Here is a 17,255-nt window from a genome sequence, read left to right as displayed (position 1 = left end):
AGTATATGTTCTACAATTACCAAATTAACCTACAATGCTACGACTTTTCTTTTTGACTCTTTTATTATCATATACCTATGCTCAGGCACAATTTGGTCGAAATTGTGAGGTGCGGCAGTTTAAAATCAATTTAATCAACCCCGGTCTTGAATACGAAATGGGGTTAGGAGTAAACAGTACCCTTGATTTCAGGGTGGCATGGCAGTTCGCTTTGGAGCCAGCAAGTGAGATTCCCATTGAAAACTACGATTTCTTTCCTGCGATTACAGTTCAAAATCGTTACTATCATAACTTTAATAAAAGAGATAGAAGAGGTAAATCTATCTATGGTAACTCAGGAAATTATGTGGCTCCTACAATAGCAATTTTTTCTCCAGACAAACGTATTGTCGAAAATAGGGTAGTTGATGGCATCCATGGTTATGGTGGATTGGTTTATGGCGTCCAACGCAGCTATAATTCAGGATTGAGCTTTTCCATTGATGCTGGAGCGGGATACTATTTAGGACCTTTTAGGGGAGGAATTTATCCGGTTGTAAATTTGAGCATTGGTTGGATTATAAGTGAAAAACGTTGGTGTGTAGGGCGATAGATAAAATGTCCATTCTATGATAGGACTCTCCACTTGGAAATTGATTTTTTGGTCTGGTATTTGATAAAAAGTGGCAGTAACCAAAAATTAAACATCCATGAGAATTATTGCTTTCCTTTTTATCACCTTTTTTTATATCCATGCAACTATTGCCCAAACTGTAGAAGACCATCAATTAACCATTAATGCATTGTTGCCAGGTGTGGTGTATGAACATGGTATTTCCAAAAATTCAACGCTTGCTGCAGAGGCAACCATTGGTTTTGCTCTAATTGGGGGTATTGATTATGGTATTTACCCAATTGGTAGGCTGGAATATAGGCATTATTACAATATGCAACGAAGATTGGACAAAGGCAAGCGAATCTCTGGAAACTCAGGGAACTACCTTGCACCAACATTGGGATTCCAAAGCGGAAAGGCAGTAATAGGTGATTTGGACTATGCGTCAGATTTTTTTGCTGCGGCAGGGGTTGTCTATGGTTTACAACGTGTGGGACGCAAAGGCCTATGTTTTCGATTTGAAGTAGGTCCTGCATACTTTTTTGATGAATTTGATAATAATTTTGGATTGTTTACAGCCTTAAAACTTGGCTGGGTGGTAAACAAAAGAAATTGAGTTCGAACAATCTCAGAATCAATAAGATAAAAATAACATTTCTCGTGTCGTTCAAGTAAAGAAATCGCAGTATCTTTGCGGGCTTAAAAATCAGATTATGTCCAAAATCAAGAATATTGCCATCATTGCACACGTTGACCACGGGAAAACTACCTTGGTGGATAAGATTATGTACCATTGTCGTTTGTTTCGCGATAATGAGAACAAGGGAGACCTTATTTTGGACAACAACGACCTTGAACGCGAACGCGGGATAACCATTGTTTCCAAGAACGTCTCAGTAGTGTATAAAGACACGAAAATCAATATTATTGATACACCTGGGCACGCCGATTTTGGTGGTGAAGTGGAACGTGTCCTTAATATGGCTGATGGGGTGTTGCTGCTTGTAGATGCTTTTGAAGGGCCAATGCCGCAGACCCGATTTGTTTTGCAAAAAGCAATCGACCTTGGATTGAAACCTTGTGTGGTCATTAACAAAGTTGATAAGGAAAACTGTACGCCTGAGGAAGTTCATGAAAAAGTGTTCGATTTAATGTTTGAGCTCGGAGCGGAAGAATGGCAGTTGGATTTTCCAACCGTATATGGTTCGGCCAAACAGAATTGGATGAGTGAGGATTGGCAAAAACCAACTGAGAATATTGAACCCTTGTTGGATATGGTCATTGATCATATACCTGAATTTAAACCAGTGCAAGGCTCGACACAGATGCTGATCACCTCGTTGGATTTCTCTTCTTTCACTGGACGTATTGCTATTGGAAGGTTGCAAAGGGGTACCTTGAAGGAGGGACAGCAGGTTTCTTTAGTGAAAAGAGATGGAGCCATTATAAAAACCAAGATAAAAGAACTCTTTACGTTCGAAGGTCTGGGCAGAAAGAAAGTGCAGGAAGTGGTTGCTGGTGACATTTGTGCTATTGTTGGTATGGAAGGTTTTGAAATTGGAGATACTGTAGCTGACGCTGAAAATCCAGAGCAACTAAAGACCATTGCCATAGATGAGCCTACAATGAGCATGCTCTTTACCATCAATGACAGCCCGTTTTTTGGGAAGGATGGAAAATTTGTTACCTCTCGTCACATCAAGGAACGTTTGGAGAAGGAACTTGAAAAAAACTTGGCCCTTAGAGTTGAGGAGACTGATAGTGCCGATAAATTCATGGTATTTGGTCGTGGGGTTTTACATCTTTCTGTATTGATTGAGACGATGAGGCGGGAAGGTTATGAACTTCAAATTGGACAACCTCAAGTAATTATCAAGGAAATTGATGGAGTAAAATGTGAACCAGTGGAGCACTTGACCATTGATTTACCCGAAGAAGTTTCAGGTAAGGCCGTTGAAATGGTTTCCATTCGAAAGGGAGAAATGACGAGTATGGAAGCTAAAGGTTCAAGGATGTTATGCGAATTTGTGATTCCATCAAGAGGAATTATCGGTTTGCGAAACCAATTGTTGACTGCTACTGCAGGTGAGGCCATTATGGCACATCGATTTTTGGAATATCAACCCTTAAAGGGAGATATAGCTCAACGGATAAATGGCTCCTTGGTCTCTATGGAAAATGGTACCGCTATTCCTTATTCCATTGACAAGCTTCAGGAACGTGGCAAATTCTTTATCGATCCGGGAGAAGAGATTTACGAAGGACAGGTAATTGGTGAGAATTCACGAGGAGATGATATGACCGTTAATGTGACCAAGACCAAAAAATTATCCAATGTACGTTCAGCAGGAGCCGATGATAAGGCAAAGATTGTCCCAGCAATCAAGTTTTCATTGGAAGAAGCCTTGGAGTATATTCAAAAGGATGAATACGTCGAGGTAACTCCTAATCACTTGAGACTACGTAAAATCTCTTCCTAAAGGAAGTGGATAGAAAACGAAATAAGATTGATTAACTTTTCTTGGTCAAATGGCCATGATGTTGCTCGCGTAAACAGGCCACTGCTGGACCAATGATTCCTGCATTGTTCATGAGCTCAGCCTTTATCACTTCGGTGTCTATGGTAATCAAATGACTGAATTCCTTCCATTTTTTGGAGGTTCCACCTCCTACAATGATTAAATCGGGGGCGATGATCAATTCTACGTATTTCAAGAATTTATTGAATCGTTTACCCCATCTTTCATAAGAAAGATCTTCACGCTTTTTAGCTGAAGCCGCGGCCCATAGCTCGATTTTTTCATATTTTTTATACGGAATCTGACCCAATTCAAAATTAGGTAGGAGCACTCCATTGTAGAATACACCACTTCCCAGGCCGGTTCCTATGGTAATCATGACCACCAATCCTTGTTTTCCTTTCCCGACACCATAATTCATAGAAGCGTAGCCCGCCGCATCTGCATCGTTCAGAACTGTGAACTCATGACCTGTAGCTTCGGTAAAAAGTTCATCGATGTTCACTCCAACCCAACTCTCGTGTAAGTTTCCGGCAGATTGACAGACACCATTTTTAACTATTGTTGGGAATCCACAACCCACAGGCCCGTCATAGTTAAAATGGTCAACAATTTGTTTGACCACTTGGGCCATATCCTCTGGTTTTCTTGAACTAGGGGTGGGTATACGATGTCGTTCTGTTAACATCTCTCCGGTTTCGGCATTTACCAAGGCACCTTTGATGCCTGAACCACCGATATCTATACCGAGAATTTCCATAAACTGGGAAAATTTAATTTTGGCAAAGAAACAAAAAACTTTTGGCCGTCAAAGCATTACGTTTTTTGCAATTTTCCAATATTTATTAACGAACGCGAAAAGAAGAAATGCGGTCGGATTATTGATGTTGGAATTTAAACGGCCTTCTGGATGACTTCAAAAACTTTGCTTCCATCACACTTTAGTGTTTTATGGGGGTATTTTAAGATTAGGGCGTAGTCGTGTGTGGCCATGATAATGGTTCGGCCATTTTGGTTGATATCTTGCAATACCTTCATTACCTCAACACTGGTCTGTGGGTCTAGATTTCCTGTAGGCTCGTCGGCCAAAATCAACTCTGGATCATTTAAAAGGGCACGTGCAATGGCAATTCGCTGTTGTTCCCCGCCTGAAAGCTCATGCGGAAACTTGAAACCCTTGGTTTTCATCCCAACTTTGTCCAAAACCTCTTCAATTTTTGCATCCATCTTACCGGCATCTGTCCATCCGGTGGCCTTGAGCACAAAACGTAGGTTATTGTTCACATTGCGGTCGGGCAACAGTTTAAAATCTTGGAAAACAATTCCCAGCTTTCTACGTAGAAACGGGATTTCCTTTTCTTGTAAATTTTTCAAATCAAAATCCACGATACTCCCTGCTCCCTGTCTCAATGGGATATCTGCATAAAGCATTTTCATAAAACTACTTTTACCACTGCCAGTTTTGCCTATTACGTAGACAAATTCTCCCTTTTTGACTTCAAGGGAAACCTCTTTTAAAATGAGGTTTTCTTTTTGAAAAACGGCAACATCTTGTAATTTTAATATCGTTTCAGACATATTTTTGCATTGAAAAACTAAAGGTACTAAGATCTAAAATATATGCAGGGATACCTTCCGAAAAACTATAAAATATACTTTGGCTCGGATTTTGACGTTATGGTATCAGTCAATCGAGAACAGCGTAGAACACTATGAATCGAAAAAACCTCCTTCTTCTCCCATTTGTTTTGGGAGCAATTTACATCTGCACGGCTCAAGAATCCACGATTTATTCGCACGAAAACAAAGATTTTCAGGATGCATTGGCACTTTATAACAACCAACAATACCAAGCGGCTCAGACTATTTTCGAAAAGGTGAAATCCAACACAAAGGATTATGAGACCGAAGCAAATAGCGCTTACTATTCTGCTAATGCGGCAATTCGTTTAAATCAAAGGGGAGCTGATAAAATGATGGAAGAGTTTGTGGAGCGATACCCAACTTCTACCAAACGGAATTCTGCTTTTTTGGATGTTGCAGATTATTATTTTGAAACAGGGAAATATCCTTATTCACTAAAATGGTACAAAAAAGTGGATCAGTCAGCGATGTCGAATGCGGATAAAGAACGTTTCAATTTTAACAATGGATATGCGCTGTATGCCTCAAAAAGGCCAAAAGAGGCCGAACGTTACTTAAGTAAAGTGAGCACTTCCCAAAAATATGGTTCACAGGCAAAGTATTATTTGGGCTATATCGCTTATGAACAGGATGATTACGACCAGGCAAGTGCTCGGTTCGACCAAATCACCGACCCTGAATTATTGAATGAAAAACTGTCGTACTATCAAGCAGACCTCAATTTCAAGTTGGGCAATTTTGATGAAGCCATTGCCATGGCCAAAAAGCAATTGCCCAAATCTGACCGCAAGGAGGTTTCCGAATTGAACAAAATCATTGGCGAAAGTTACTTCAATCTAAAACAATACAACGAAGCATTGCCCTATTTAAAAAAATATCGAGGCAAAAGGGGAAAGCTTAGCAATACAGACTATTATCTAATGGGGTATAGTCACTATAAGCAGGGAGATTATGAAGGCGCAATCCAACAGTTCAATAAAATTATTGGCGGGACCAATAGTGTATCCCAAAATGCCTACTATCATTTGGCAGAATGCTATTTGAAACTAGATAAAAAGCCTGAAGCTCTGAATGCGTTCAGGAATGCTTCCCAAATGGATTTTAGTCCTGAAATCCAAAAAGATGCTTTGCTGAACTACGCTCGGTTGAGTTATGAGATAGGCAATGCCTACGAACCTGTGCCTCAAGTGATGACCACATATTTGGAAAAATATCCAAAAGACGAGCACCAACAAGAAATACAAGAATTGTTGGTGGATTCGTACATTACTTCAAGGAATTTTGAGGGAGCTATGGAGCTTTTAGAGAAAAACAAAGGCTACGCAAGCAAAGAAACCTATCAAAAAGTTGCGTTTTATAGAGGGGTTGAGCTTTTTATAGAAGGTAAATATGAACCCGCTTTAGAGCGTTTTTCCAAGTCCTTAAAGAGTGCTGAAAATCCATCCTTCAAGGCTAGGGCTCAATATTGGAAAGCTGAATCCGCATATCGTTTGAACCGTTTTGATGAGGCTTTGGAAGATTTTGGACAGTTTCGAAGTAATCCAGCGGCTAAAAACCTCCCTATATACCAAAATCTGGATTACAATTTAGGCTACTGTTATTTTAAGTTGAAAGATTACACTAATGCAGCATCACACTTTAAAAAAGTAATTAACTCCGGCACTGATGATCAAGAGCAATTGACCGATAGCTACCTAAGGTTGGGAGACAGTTACTTTGTGGCCAGTAAATACAGTTTAGCGAAGAAAGCGTATGGTCAATCTTCAAAAATGAATGGTCCCGAAAGAGATTATGCAGCATTTCAAGAGGCACTATGCGATGGGTTTTTGGGCAAACCATCAGCAAAAATTGAAGGATTGAACCAATTTCTAGCTCGACACCCAAAATCTTCATTACGTGATGATGCACTTTTTGAATTGGGTAACTCCTATATCAAAGCGGATAACGAAAGCTTGGGCTTGCAAACCTATGATAGACTTATCGAAGAATATAGCAGAAGTAAGTTTGCACCTAGAGCAATGCTAAGGCAGGGATTGGTGCATTATAACGCCAATCGAAATGAGCGGGCATTGACCAAACTAAAGGAAGTGGTTGGCAAATACCCGAATACTCAGGAAGCCAAACAAGCAGTTGCTACGGCTAAACTTGTTTATGTAGATGAAGGTAGGGTAAGTGAATATGCTGCGTGGGCGCGTAATCTTGATTTTGTTGAGGTCACAGATTCTGAATTGGAAAACGCTAGTTTTGAAGCTGCCGACCGAAAGTATATCGAGGGAAAAACTGATGCCGCCATTCGAGGGTATGAAGATTATTTGAAAGAATTTCCCAACGGGATACATGCGCTTAAGGTCAACTTCAATTTAGCTCAGATATATTTTGGAAAAAATCAAAAAGACAAGGCGCTGGAAAAGTATAAGATTGTTGCGGATAGTGGAGGAGAACATGGCGAACAGGCGTTGACTCGGGTTTGTGAAATTTATGTGGGGAGACAAGATTACAAGAATGCCATTCCTTACTTGGAAAGGCTTGAAAGTATGGCTGAAATTGTCCAAAATAGAACTTTTGCACAATCCAATCTGATGAAGGGTTATTATGGACAAGATAACTACGGACAGACAATTGCTTATGCTGAAAAAGTATTAAAGGCTCCAAAAATTGATAACCGAATAAGAAGTGATGCCCAAATCATGATTGCTCGCTCAGCCATTGCCACAAATGATGAAGCATTGGCGAAAACTGCTTATAAAGAAGTTAAGAAGATTGCAACGGGTGAGTTGGCGGCCGAAGCTTGGTATTATGATGCCTATTTCAAAAATCAAGATCAAAATTTTGAAGCTTCCAATACAGCAGTTCAAAAACTGGCCAAAGATTATTCTGGCTACAAAGAATGGGGAGGTAAGGGGTTGATTGTTATGGCCAAGAATTTTTATGCCTTGGGAGATGCCTTTCAGGCCACCTATATTCTGGATAGTGTAATTTCCAACTTTTCCGAATATGATGATATTGTTGCCGAAGCCCGTGGTGAACTTTCCATTATCAAATCAAGGGAAGCGCAGAGCAATTCGTCAGTGGACCCTAACGGCAATTAAAAAACGAGACACAGCATGTACAAGATCAATTATATATTTTCAATACTTTTTTTGAGCCTTTGGGGAGTTGGTTTAGCTCAGGAAACCGACGATATAGGCACTGAAACGGTTACCGTTGTAAAACCGTATTCCCCCACCGTTTCAGATGCCTTTAAGATTAAATCGACCCCAACGCTAAACGATTCCATCGTACTTCAAAAAAAGAAGGTGGATTACAATATTTTTTCGGTGCCCGTGGCTTCTACTTTTACTCCGGCAAAGGGGAAGGCTTCCAGGGTAAAGAAAACACCACCTCCGACTTTATATAATTCCTATGCATCTATAGGTTTGGGCAATTATAACAATGCCTTGGTCGATTTATACACCAGTAGGGAGTTTAGAAGGGGAGAAAGTCTATTGGATTTCGGCCTGAGTCATCATTCATCGCGTGGTGCCATAGAAACCACACCTTTGGATGCAGATTTTTATAGCACCAAGTTCAATGCTTCTTATGCCAAAAAAGACCGCTATATGGATTGGGGGGCCAGTGTGGGTCTTCAGCATCAATTATATAATTGGTACGGTATCGAAAATGAGGAGTTTGATGATGCTACAATTGCGGGTATCGATAGCCAACAAAATTATTTCAATGCAGAGGCCAAAGCGCATCTGAACATGGAAGATTCTTTTTTCAAAAAAGGAAACATTTTACTACGGAGATTTTGGGATGCCACAGAATCTGGTGAAAATCGTGTAGTTTTGGCTCCGACCATTGAACTTCCGATAACCGAGGAATTGGTGACCATCAATACCAAGTTAGATTATGTAAATGGTAGCTTCGTAAATGCTCCGCTCAATGGTACTACAAATACCGGGGAGATCAATTATAGCCAATTTCAAGTAGGCGTAAACCCAAGTCTGCTTGTTCTCCGAGATGATTTAACACTGAATTTGGGGGCCAATTTTGTTTATGGCCTGGATATGGAAAGAAGTGACAGCAATTTTTATATCTATCCCGCTGTGACGGCTTCGTACCGTTTATTGGATGAGAATGTGATTGCTTATGGCGGTATAGAAGGAGAATTGAAACAGAACTCCTACCATGGTTTCGTGGAAGGCAATCCATATGTTTCGCCAACTTTGGATATTCAGCCTACGGATCAGCAATATGAAGGTTATTTAGGGTTGAAAGGCCAATTGTTCTCAAATGTGGGATACAATATTAAAGGTTCGTATACCGCTGAAAATAGAAGGCCTTTATTTTTACTGAATCCAGAAAATCAGTCAAGAACCGATGAAAAAGGATATTTCTTTGGCAATTCATTTCAGGTATTTTACGATGATATTAAAACCTTAGGCATTTTTGGAGAGCTCAATATTGATGTGAATCGAAATTTTACACTTGGGGTCAATGCTGAATTCTACGATTATGATACCGAAACGGACAATCCTGCATGGAATTTACCTTCAATCAAAGGGTCGCTGTTCATGGATTACCAAATCGACAAGCAATGGTATTTTGGAGCCAATCTGTTCTATGTTGGGGAACGTAAGGATTTGGACAGAACCATTGCAACAGGGCCATTTCCGCCTGCAATCCCCGATGTAATACTTACTTTGGATGGCTTTTTTGATGCCAATGCCCATGTAGGCTATCGCTTCAATGACCAACTTTCGGTTTTTTTAAAGGCATCCAATATTGCCAACAACCACTATCAACGCTGGGCCAATTTTAGGGTGCAGGGCTTCCAGGCACTAGCTGGAGTGGCTTATAAATTTGATTTTTGATAGTTGACCCATTCTCCTTGATTCTATAGATTTCAATGTGTCCCGTTGGTCACAGCATCAATCCATTTGGTCACAAAAACCAAACAGATTACCCTGTTTGGCGAAGTAGGCTATTTCTTTGTCTGGAATTAAATAATAACGATTTAAATATAAAAACGATGTCAGTAAAAACAATTAGTGCTGTTGTTGCGATAGCCTGCCTTTTTTGCGGTTCTATTTTGGCCATGCCAACACCAAACAACAAAACCATTAATCCAATAACAAAAACGACTTCCTTTGAAGGAAAATGGAACTATTCTGTTGATAATGCTCCATATGAGTATAGCAAAGGGGTATTGACGGTGGCAAAAGTTCAGGGTAATTATGAGGTTACGGTAAAAGTGAACTACAGTACTGTTAAAGGAGAACAAATCAGTGTTAAAGGTGAAAAAATTGACTTTGTAGTCTATATCGAAGGACAAAGGGTTAAAGTAGGATTGATGTTCGATGGAGATAAATTTAGCGGTAAAGCTGAATCTGCGGACGGGGTTTTTCCTATGAAAGGTACAAGAAGTAGTAATAAGTAGGTTTTTTGATGTACGGATGAAAGGTGGTCAGAACCGTGTTGTGTTTTGACCACTTTTTTGATTTATGCATGATGAAGAGGTATCTTCTACAGATAAGAGGCAATAAATCGTAAGAAAAATCGTTAGATATGCTATGTCACCCAAACTTTTTAAGTAAAGGGGGCTGTCCCAATTGGATTGGAAATCATGCGATTACCGTTCATTTACATATCAACCTCACTTTTCTTTGTGCTCATTCTTCGACCCATGAATGGGCAAAACCTTGTTCAAAATGGAGGGTTTGAAGATTATTTGGATTGTCCTGTTAAAATGAGCAATCTAAATGCGGATGTCGAATTCTGGAACGCACCCACCTTAGGTACCACGGATTATTTCAACCGCTGTAGCAAGACCAAATTGGGAATCCCAATAAATTTTAAAGGAAAACAGGAAGCATACGAAGGACAGGCCTATGCGGGATTGTATCTTTTTGCTCCAAAGGACTATAGGGAATACATTCAAGCACAACTTTCTGCGACGTTACAAAAAGGACATCGATATCGTTTGAGTCTCGTTTTAAGCTTATCTGAAAAGTCAGATGGTGCAGTGATGGATTTTGGTGCCGTTTTTTCTGAGAAACATTTGTCCGTACATACCAAAAGACAGCTTTCCAATGCTGTTTTATCTTCCCAAATCATAAAAGTTTCACATGCCAAGCATTTCTCATCCTCCACATTTTACAGTGATAAAAATGATTGGATACAGCTAAGTCTTGACTTTGTTGCCAGGGGATTTGAGAAAAATCTGATTCTTGGAAATTTTAAAAGCAACGGAGGTACCCGTTATTTGGGTTCTGGAAACGGTAAGACTAAAAGCGAAGGATATTCTTATTATTATATTGATGATATCTCAGTAGTCTATTTAGGACCAGAATACAAGCCTAATCAAAGCTATGTGCTCAATCATGTGAACTTTGATTTTGACCGTTTTGAACTGCAACCCAAGGCCAAGCAAAGCCTTAAAGACGTTTATGAGCATCTCAAAAAACATCCCAATTTAAAAGTGGCCATTAGCGGACATACAGATGATCTGGGTTCTGAAGAATACAATGATGTGCTTTCTAAAGAACGGGCAAAAACGGTTGCCAATTACCTTATTCGATTGGGGCTTAAAAGAGATAGGATTACTTCTAACGGCTATGGGAACAAAATCCCATTGGATAGCGCCTTAACCGATAAGGCAAGAAGAAAAAACCGTAGGGTTGAATTTGTAATGACGGAGTTTGTGGACGATTAAGCGGATTACGGTGTCATTGTCCTTCGAGCATTCTTTTCATTTCGGCGTTATATTCTAGTACAATTTCCCCTGTGCTACCCCCACTTAGTACAAAGAAAGATTCCGTTTTATAGCCTTTAGACTTAATTTCTATTTTCCAGTGGAAGTTCTTTTCGCTTTTAAGAGAGAACGAGCCATCTAAATTTGTATAGGCAATATCTTCTGTATCATGTATTTCAACAGTTGCTAAATAAACTGGGAGACCGAGCTCATCAACTATTTTTCCCGTAATAGTATTTTGGCCTAAACCAAAATAGGGGACGAAAGACAATATGAGCATAATGGTTACTATGCGCATTTTAGCAAGATTTGGACTATAGTAACGCTTTTTATCCAAATTTAGTATAGAAAAAGGATAATGCGGAAAGTGTGGCCAAATCAACAAGAAAGCATGGTATTGCGCAATATATGAAGAATCTTAGCGTTCAATAGCAAGCACGGGAACCTAACAAACAAAGTTTAAAATGGTATTCCGTAATTTATTTTTCAGCTTCTTTTTTTTAGTGTGCACTGCACTTTCCGCACAAAATCTTATTCTTAATGCAGGATTCGAGAATTATACTTCTTGTCCCTCCAACATAGTTGGTTTAAATGTTTTACTTGAAGATGTTTCATTGCCTACATCCAGTTCAGGAGATTACTATAACAATTGTGGATCAGAGGATTTTGGGGTTCCCTCCAATTTTAAGGGAGTTCAAAAAGCAACGGAAGGTAATGGGTATGCGGGTCTTTATTTTTATGCCCTGAATAACTATAGGGAATATATCCAATTGAATACCACTAAAAAACTTAGAGGAAAACATCCGTACAAGATATCGTTTCAAGTTAGTCTTGCAGAGACCTCGAAACTGGCACTGAAAAACATGTCAATTATATTCACCAATAGCAAAGTAAAAGTTCCCAATAGTTCTGTTTTAAATAGTTCGCGGTTAGATTTACAGGAGAATGTCCAATTTCATGAGGTGCAATTGAAAGCAGATAACTCCTTATCTGAAACAGAAGGATGGGTCACACTAACTGCTGAGTTTGATGCAAAAGGTTTTGAAAACCATATTATATTGGGGAATTTTAAGTCAAACGACAATACACAGTTGTTAAAGAACGATGAGCCAGCCTTGTCTAGTGATTTCTCTTATTACTATGTAGACAATTTTGTGTTGGAAGAACTTCCAAGAGTAAACTATGAAAAGGATAAAATCTATGTGTTGGAACAAAATCCTTTCGAGCCAAAAGGTTATGACTTGGATGCTAAAGCACTAGCCAGTATCAATAAGATATTCAAATTTCTCAAAGAAAATGCCGAGGTTCAAATGAAAATTACAGGACATGCTGACAATATTGGAAAATCCGAATATCACAAATTTATATCATCACTTAGAGCTCGTGCGGTTGCACTGCATCTAAAAAAGTTAGGCATAGCTGACGATCGTATTGTATGGGAAGGTGTTGGGGATACCAAACCGCTTCGCAATGGAAAAATCAAGGCAAATGATTTTGAAGATGGTAGAATTGAGTTTGTAATGACAGGAAACGATCAATAAACCTCCTAAATTTCTTCAAGGCTTTTTCTATTTTTGAGGAAACTCAAAAAAACAACACATGAAAAAGCTTCTTTTTTGTGCCTTTTTGACATTCATGCTATTGGCCTGTCAATCCAAAGAAAAGGTAGATTTAATAGTTTATAACGCCAATATTTATACCGTTGACAAAGATTTTTCAAAGGGTAGTTGTTTTGCGGTTAAAGATGGAAAGTTCGTAGCTGTTGGCGAAACAGAAGCAATTACTGCCGATTTTACATCCGAAAATCAAATTGATGCTGAAGGAAAAACCATTGTTCCTGGATTGATTGATGCCCACTGTCATTTTTATGGGTTGGGGCTGAACCAACAAGTAGTCGATTTGGTTGGCACGGAGAGTTTTGATGAGGTACTTCGGAGAGTGGTTGAGTTTCAGAAAAAACAACCCTCTAATTTTATTCAAGGTAGGGGTTGGGACCAAAATGATTGGAAAACCAAATTGTTTCCCACAAAGGAAAGGCTGGATGTATTTTTTCCAGATACACCTGTTGCCCTGGAGCGAATCGATGGTCATGCGTATTTAGTAAACCAAAAAGCACTGGATTTGGCTGGAATCGATATCAATACCGAGGTACAAGGAGGAGAGATTGTAAAACAAGATGGAAAGCTGACGGGTATATTGGTGGATAATCCTATGGGAATGGTGGACGCCGTGATTCCCAAACCAGATAGACCAACTCAAATTAGAGCACTCAAAGATGCCGAACAACTTTGTTTCCAATATGGTTTGACCACGGTTAATGATGCGGGCTTGAATAGATTAACCATTGAGTTAATAGATAGTCTGCAGCAAAGCGGGGACTTGTCCATTCGGGTATATGCCATGGTAAGCAATACCAAGGACAATCTGGATTACTATTTAGATAAGGGAATCGTTAAAACCAATAAACTTAATGTTCGTTCAGTAAAAGTGTACGGAGATGGTGCATTGGGGTCACGCGGGGCAGCGCTCAAAGAGCCCTATTCGGATAAGGAAGGACACTTTGGAGCCATGGTGACATCTGTAAATAACATTGAAGCACTTGCTGAACGGATTGCAGCTTCGGATTACCAAATGAATACCCATGCCATTGGAGATTCTGCCAATGTTGTGGTACTGAGAGCATATGAAAATGCGTTACAAGGTAAAAAAGATAGAAGGTGGAAAATTGAACATGCACAAGTGGTATCCGAACATGATTTTGATTATTTCGAAAATGGAATAATCCCATCCATCCAACCAACGCATGCAACAAGCGATATGTATTGGGCAGGAGACCGTCTGGGCCCAGAACGTGTAAAAGGCGCCTATGCTTATAAAAAACTACTCGAAAAGGCAGGGATGGTGGCATTGGGAACCGATTTTCCTGTGGAAAGAGTGAGTCCTTTTTTGACTTTCTATGCAGCTGTCGCTCGTCAAGACCTTGGAAAATATCCAGAAGGAGGTTTTCAAATGCAAGATGCCCTCTCCCGTGAAGAAACCCTAAAGGGGATGACTATTTGGGCGGCATATTCCAATTTTGAGGAAAATGAAAAAGGAAGCATTGAGGAGGGGAAATTTGCGGACTTCATCATTTTAAATAATGATATAATGACCATTCCAGTTGATGACATTCCAAATTTAAAAGCAGAAAGGGTTTTTGTCAATGGGGAGGAAGTAAAATAAAAAAGGGCCTTAACGGCCCTTTTTAGTATTTAAAATTGTACAACTTAGAAATTGATGGGCAAAGAGACTCTTGTGGTGCCCCATCCCATTACTAAATCGCCGTCATCGGAAAAGGCAATTGAGAATGCTTCCAAAGATTCGTTGTCTGAACTGGCTTTCGCAGCTACCCTTGCAACATCGGCATCGCTATCATAAGAGTAGGCCCCCCATTGATTTAAGTTGCTGTTCAATATAACTGTCCATTCGTTTTCTCCGGGAATCGTAAACAACGCATAAGTCCCAGCCTTAATCGGTTTCCCGCCAACAGTTGCGTCTTTGTAAAACGTAATCTCGGCAGCTTCATTGGCTCCTGTTCTCCAAACTTTTCCTGCGGGAGCAAGTTCAGATAGACTTCTACCCTTTAACTGGGGTCTGCTGTAAATTACACGGGCAGATTTGTCAGCCACTCTATAACTTGATGGATAAGTAGATATATCAGCAGGGCTTTTGTCCAGACCGCTAAATTTCTGGGCGGTTATTTCTGAAGAAAAAACAAAAGAAAGGGTTAAAAAACTTAGTAAGAAAATTTTTTTCATGATGATGATTTTAGTTGATTTCAAAACTAGGGTGTATTTAAAAGATGTTTTTATAAAGAGACGTTAAAATTTAACAGACCTTTCAAAGTGTTTAAATATTCGATGGTTTAATCAATTATTATTTCATTTTTGTTTTAAATGAGATGAATTACATATAAATTGTAATCATATTTAACTTATATATTTAATAATTGAAATTATAAAGCAATATTTGCATTGAAATTGTTATAAAGATTAAAATATGTGCGGAATAGTATGTGCATTTGATATAAAGGAGAGTGCCGAAAAGTTAAGACCCCAACTTTTGGAGATGTCTAAGAAAGTTAGGCATAGAGGCCCGGATTGGAGTGGAATCTATTCAGATGATAAAGCTATTTTGGCTCATGAACGGTTGGCTATTGTTGACCCAGCTTCCGGAAAGCAACCTTTGTTTAGTGAAGATGGTAAACTGGTTTTAGCGGCCAATGGCGAAATCTATAACCACCGAGAGCTTAGAAAACAGTTCGAGGGAAAATATGCATTCAAGACCCAATCAGATTGTGAGGTAATTTTGGCACTATACCAAGAAAAGGGTGTGGATTTTGTTGATGATTTGAACGGAATCTTCGGCTTTGCCATATATGATAGTGAAAAAGACGAATATTTTATCGCTCGCGACCATATGGGAATTATCCCTTTATATATTGGTTGGGATAAAAATGGAACTTTTTATGTTGCGTCTGAACTGAAAGCGCTAGAGGGAACTTGTTCCAAAATTGAATTGTTTCCTCCCGGACATTACCTCCACAGCTCGGATGGTGAATTCAAGAGATGGTACAAAAGGGATTGGATGGATTATGAAGCAGTAAAGGAAAATGAAACTAGTATCCAAGAGATTAAGGATGCCTTGGAGGCGGCAGTACACCGTCAATTGATGTCCGACGTGCCTTATGGCGTGTTGTTATCGGGTGGGCTGGATTCTTCTGTAACTTCCGCAGTGGCCAAAAAATATTCGCAAATGCGAATCGAGTCAGGTGATACCAAGGAGGCTTGGTGGCCACAATTGCACTCTTTTTCTGTTGGATTGGAAGGTTCGCCGGATTTGGAAGCTGCTCAAAAAGTGGCCGATCACATAGGCACAATTCACCACGAAATTAAATTTACTATCCAAGAAGGATTGGATGCTATCAAAGACGTCATCTATAACTTGGAAACCTATGACATTACAACAATTCGTGCTTCCACACCGATGTATTTGATGGCAAGGGTCATTAAATCCATGGGAATAAAGATGGTGTTGTCAGGAGAAGGAGCAGATGAATTGTTCGGAGGATATTTATACTTCCATAAAGCACCAAGTCCAAAGGATTTCCATGAAGAAACCGTTCGTAAACTGGATAAGTTACATATGTACGACTGTTTACGTGCCAACAAATCACTTGCAGCTTGGGGAATTGAAGGTCGAGTGCCATTTTTGGACAAGGAGTTTATGGATGTTGCCATGCGCATCAACCCTAAGGATAAGATGATTAATGGCGAACGAATGGAAAAATGGGTGGTGCGTAAAGCATTTGAATCTTATTTGCCAGAAAGTGTTGCTTGGAGGCAGAAAGAGCAGTTCTCTGATGGTGTTGGTTATAGTTGGATTGATACCTTAAAAGAATTGGTTGAAACTGAAGTGAGTGACGAGCAGCTGAAAAACGCACATTTCAAGTTTCCAATACAAACACCAACAACCAAAGAAGAATATTATTATCGTTCCATATTTGAAGGGCATTTCCCTTCAGATGCAGCGGCTTTAAGCGTTCCACAAGAGCCATCCGTGGCCTGTAGCACCAAAATTGCCTTGGAATGGGACGAAGCATTCAAAAATATGAATGACCCTTCTGGAAGGGCTGTGGCCAATGTCCATGAAGATGCGTATGTGAAATAATCAACCGTATATAAAGTATGCAGTAGTGATACTTGCAGTTTTGTTTTATTTG

At 39.6% G+C, this 17,255-nt stretch carries 13 protein-coding genes and 1 pseudogene; 10 read left to right on the top strand and 4 right to left on the bottom strand.

Going from position 1 to position 17,255, the window contains the following annotated elements:
• Nucleotides 1-34 precede the first annotated feature (34 nt).
• The 3 genes and pseudogenes from E4661_RS00590 (at nucleotide 35) to typA (ending at nucleotide 3,110) form a co-directional block, all read left to right on the top strand.
• Nucleotides 35-592 (top strand): hypothetical protein, encoded by a 558-nt coding sequence (locus tag E4661_RS00590; protein ID WP_136464871.1) that lies wholly within the window; start codon nucleotides 35-37, stop codon nucleotides 590-592.
• 97 nt (nucleotides 593-689) lie between these two features.
• Entirely contained in the window at nucleotides 690-1,211 is a 522-nt protein-coding gene (locus E4661_RS00585) for a hypothetical protein (RefSeq protein WP_136464870.1), read from the top strand.
• Nucleotides 1,212-1,308: 97 nt separating this feature from the next.
• Nucleotides 1,309-3,110 (top strand): annotated as a pseudogene (typA, locus tag E4661_RS00580) (translational GTPase TypA).
• On the opposite strand, the gene ppgK reads toward typA, so the two are convergent.
• Together ppgK and E4661_RS00570 are read right to left on the bottom strand one after the other, a co-directional pair.
• Entirely contained in the window at nucleotides 3,107-3,874 is a 768-nt protein-coding gene (gene ppgK, locus E4661_RS00575; RefSeq protein WP_136464869.1) for a polyphosphate--glucose phosphotransferase, read from the bottom strand. The pseudogene typA and the gene ppgK overlap by 4 nt on opposite strands.
• 134 nt (nucleotides 3,875-4,008) lie before the next feature.
• Nucleotides 4,009-4,692 (bottom strand): cell division ATP-binding protein FtsE, encoded by a 684-nt coding sequence (locus tag E4661_RS00570; protein ID WP_136464868.1) that lies wholly within the window; start codon nucleotides 4,690-4,692, stop codon nucleotides 4,009-4,011.
• Between the two features lie 134 nt (nucleotides 4,693-4,826).
• Between E4661_RS00570 and E4661_RS00565 the strand changes: the two genes are divergently transcribed.
• The 4 genes from E4661_RS00565 (at nucleotide 4,827) to E4661_RS00550 (ending at nucleotide 11,455) form a co-directional block, all read left to right on the top strand.
• A complete protein-coding gene (locus E4661_RS00565; RefSeq protein ID WP_136464867.1) occupies nucleotides 4,827-7,847 on the top strand; it encodes a tetratricopeptide repeat protein in 3,021 nt (1,006 codons plus the stop codon).
• Between the two features lie 15 nt (nucleotides 7,848-7,862).
• Nucleotides 7,863-9,614 (top strand): TonB-dependent receptor, encoded by a 1,752-nt coding sequence (locus E4661_RS00560; RefSeq protein ID WP_136464866.1) that lies wholly within the window; start codon nucleotides 7,863-7,865, stop codon nucleotides 9,612-9,614.
• 158 nt (nucleotides 9,615-9,772) lie between these two features.
• Nucleotides 9,773-10,180 carry a hypothetical protein gene (locus E4661_RS00555; RefSeq protein ID WP_136464865.1) on the top strand — a complete coding sequence of 136 codons (408 nt, stop codon included), beginning with the start codon at nucleotides 9,773-9,775 and terminating at the stop codon, nucleotides 10,178-10,180.
• 186 nt (nucleotides 10,181-10,366) lie between these two features.
• A complete protein-coding gene (locus E4661_RS00550) occupies nucleotides 10,367-11,455 on the top strand; it encodes an OmpA family protein (protein WP_136464864.1) in 1,089 nt (362 codons plus the stop codon).
• A 13-nt stretch (nucleotides 11,456-11,468) separates the two neighbouring features.
• Here E4661_RS00550 and E4661_RS00545 read toward each other — a convergent pair whose 3' ends face one another.
• Complete coding sequence (locus E4661_RS00545; RefSeq protein WP_136464863.1) at nucleotides 11,469-11,792, bottom strand: carboxypeptidase-like regulatory domain-containing protein; 324 nt, start codon at nucleotides 11,790-11,792, stop codon at nucleotides 11,469-11,471.
• Between the two features lie 166 nt (nucleotides 11,793-11,958).
• On the opposite strand from E4661_RS00545, the gene E4661_RS00540 reads away from it, so the two are divergent.
• The gene (locus E4661_RS00540) at nucleotides 11,959-13,035 is read left to right on the top strand and encodes an OmpA family protein (RefSeq protein ID WP_136464862.1); all 1,077 of its coding nucleotides are present in this window, start codon (nucleotides 11,959-11,961) and stop codon (nucleotides 13,033-13,035) included.
• Between the two features lie 58 nt (nucleotides 13,036-13,093).
• Nucleotides 13,094-14,716, top strand: a complete 1,623-nt coding sequence (locus E4661_RS00535; protein WP_136464861.1) for an amidohydrolase — start codon at nucleotides 13,094-13,096, stop codon at nucleotides 14,714-14,716.
• Nucleotides 14,717-14,760: 44 nt separating this feature from the next.
• Here the strand turns inward: E4661_RS00535 and E4661_RS00530 are convergent, their stop codons facing one another.
• Nucleotides 14,761-15,291 carry a DUF2911 domain-containing protein gene (locus E4661_RS00530; protein ID WP_136464860.1) on the bottom strand — a complete coding sequence of 177 codons (531 nt, stop codon included), beginning with the start codon at nucleotides 15,289-15,291 and terminating at the stop codon, nucleotides 14,761-14,763.
• Between the two features lie 241 nt (nucleotides 15,292-15,532).
• Here E4661_RS00530 and asnB point away from each other — a divergent pair, with 241 nt between their 5' ends.
• Nucleotides 15,533-17,203: an asparagine synthase B gene (gene asnB / locus E4661_RS00525; RefSeq protein WP_136464859.1), complete on the top strand. Its 1,671-nt coding sequence runs from the start codon at nucleotides 15,533-15,535 to the stop codon at nucleotides 17,201-17,203.
• Nucleotides 17,204-17,255: the final 52 nt, after the last annotated feature.

The sequence above is a fragment of the Flagellimonas onchidii genome (genome assembly GCF_004804315.1).
GTDB lineage: Bacteria > Bacteroidota > Bacteroidia > Flavobacteriales > Flavobacteriaceae > Flagellimonas > Flagellimonas onchidii.
The sequence above is the reverse complement of the archived record's forward strand: the minus strand, read 5'-3'. Positions and strand labels throughout refer to the sequence as shown.

Bases quoted from the DNA above. Each gene is read 5' to 3' on its own strand.
- E4661_RS00530 (WP_136464860.1), bottom strand. From the start codon at position 15,291: ATGAAAAAAATTTTCTTACTAAGTTTTTTAACCCTTTCTTTTGTTTTT.
- E4661_RS00540 (WP_136464862.1), top strand. From the start codon at position 11,959: ATGGTATTCCGTAATTTATTTTTCAGCTTCTTTTTTTTAGTGTGCACT.
- ppgK (WP_136464869.1), bottom strand. From the start codon at position 3,874: ATGGAAATTCTCGGTATAGATATCGGTGGTTCAGGCATCAAAGGTGCC.
- E4661_RS00565 (WP_136464867.1), top strand. From the start codon at position 4,827: ATGAATCGAAAAAACCTCCTTCTTCTCCCATTTGTTTTGGGAGCAATT.
- E4661_RS00570 (WP_136464868.1), bottom strand. From the start codon at position 4,692: ATGTCTGAAACGATATTAAAATTACAAGATGTTGCCGTTTTTCAAAAA.
- E4661_RS00550 (WP_136464864.1), top strand. From the start codon at position 10,367: ATGCGATTACCGTTCATTTACATATCAACCTCACTTTTCTTTGTGCTC.
- E4661_RS00560 (WP_136464866.1), top strand. From the start codon at position 7,863: ATGTACAAGATCAATTATATATTTTCAATACTTTTTTTGAGCCTTTGG.
- E4661_RS00585 (WP_136464870.1), top strand. From the start codon at position 690: ATGAGAATTATTGCTTTCCTTTTTATCACCTTTTTTTATATCCATGCA.
- E4661_RS00545 (WP_136464863.1), bottom strand. From the start codon at position 11,792: ATGCGCATAGTAACCATTATGCTCATATTGTCTTTCGTCCCCTATTTT.
- E4661_RS00535 (WP_136464861.1), top strand. From the start codon at position 13,094: ATGAAAAAGCTTCTTTTTTGTGCCTTTTTGACATTCATGCTATTGGCC.
- E4661_RS00555 (WP_136464865.1), top strand. From the start codon at position 9,773: ATGTCAGTAAAAACAATTAGTGCTGTTGTTGCGATAGCCTGCCTTTTT.
- asnB (WP_136464859.1), top strand. From the start codon at position 15,533: ATGTGCGGAATAGTATGTGCATTTGATATAAAGGAGAGTGCCGAAAAG.
- E4661_RS00590 (WP_136464871.1), top strand. From the start codon at position 35: ATGCTACGACTTTTCTTTTTGACTCTTTTATTATCATATACCTATGCT.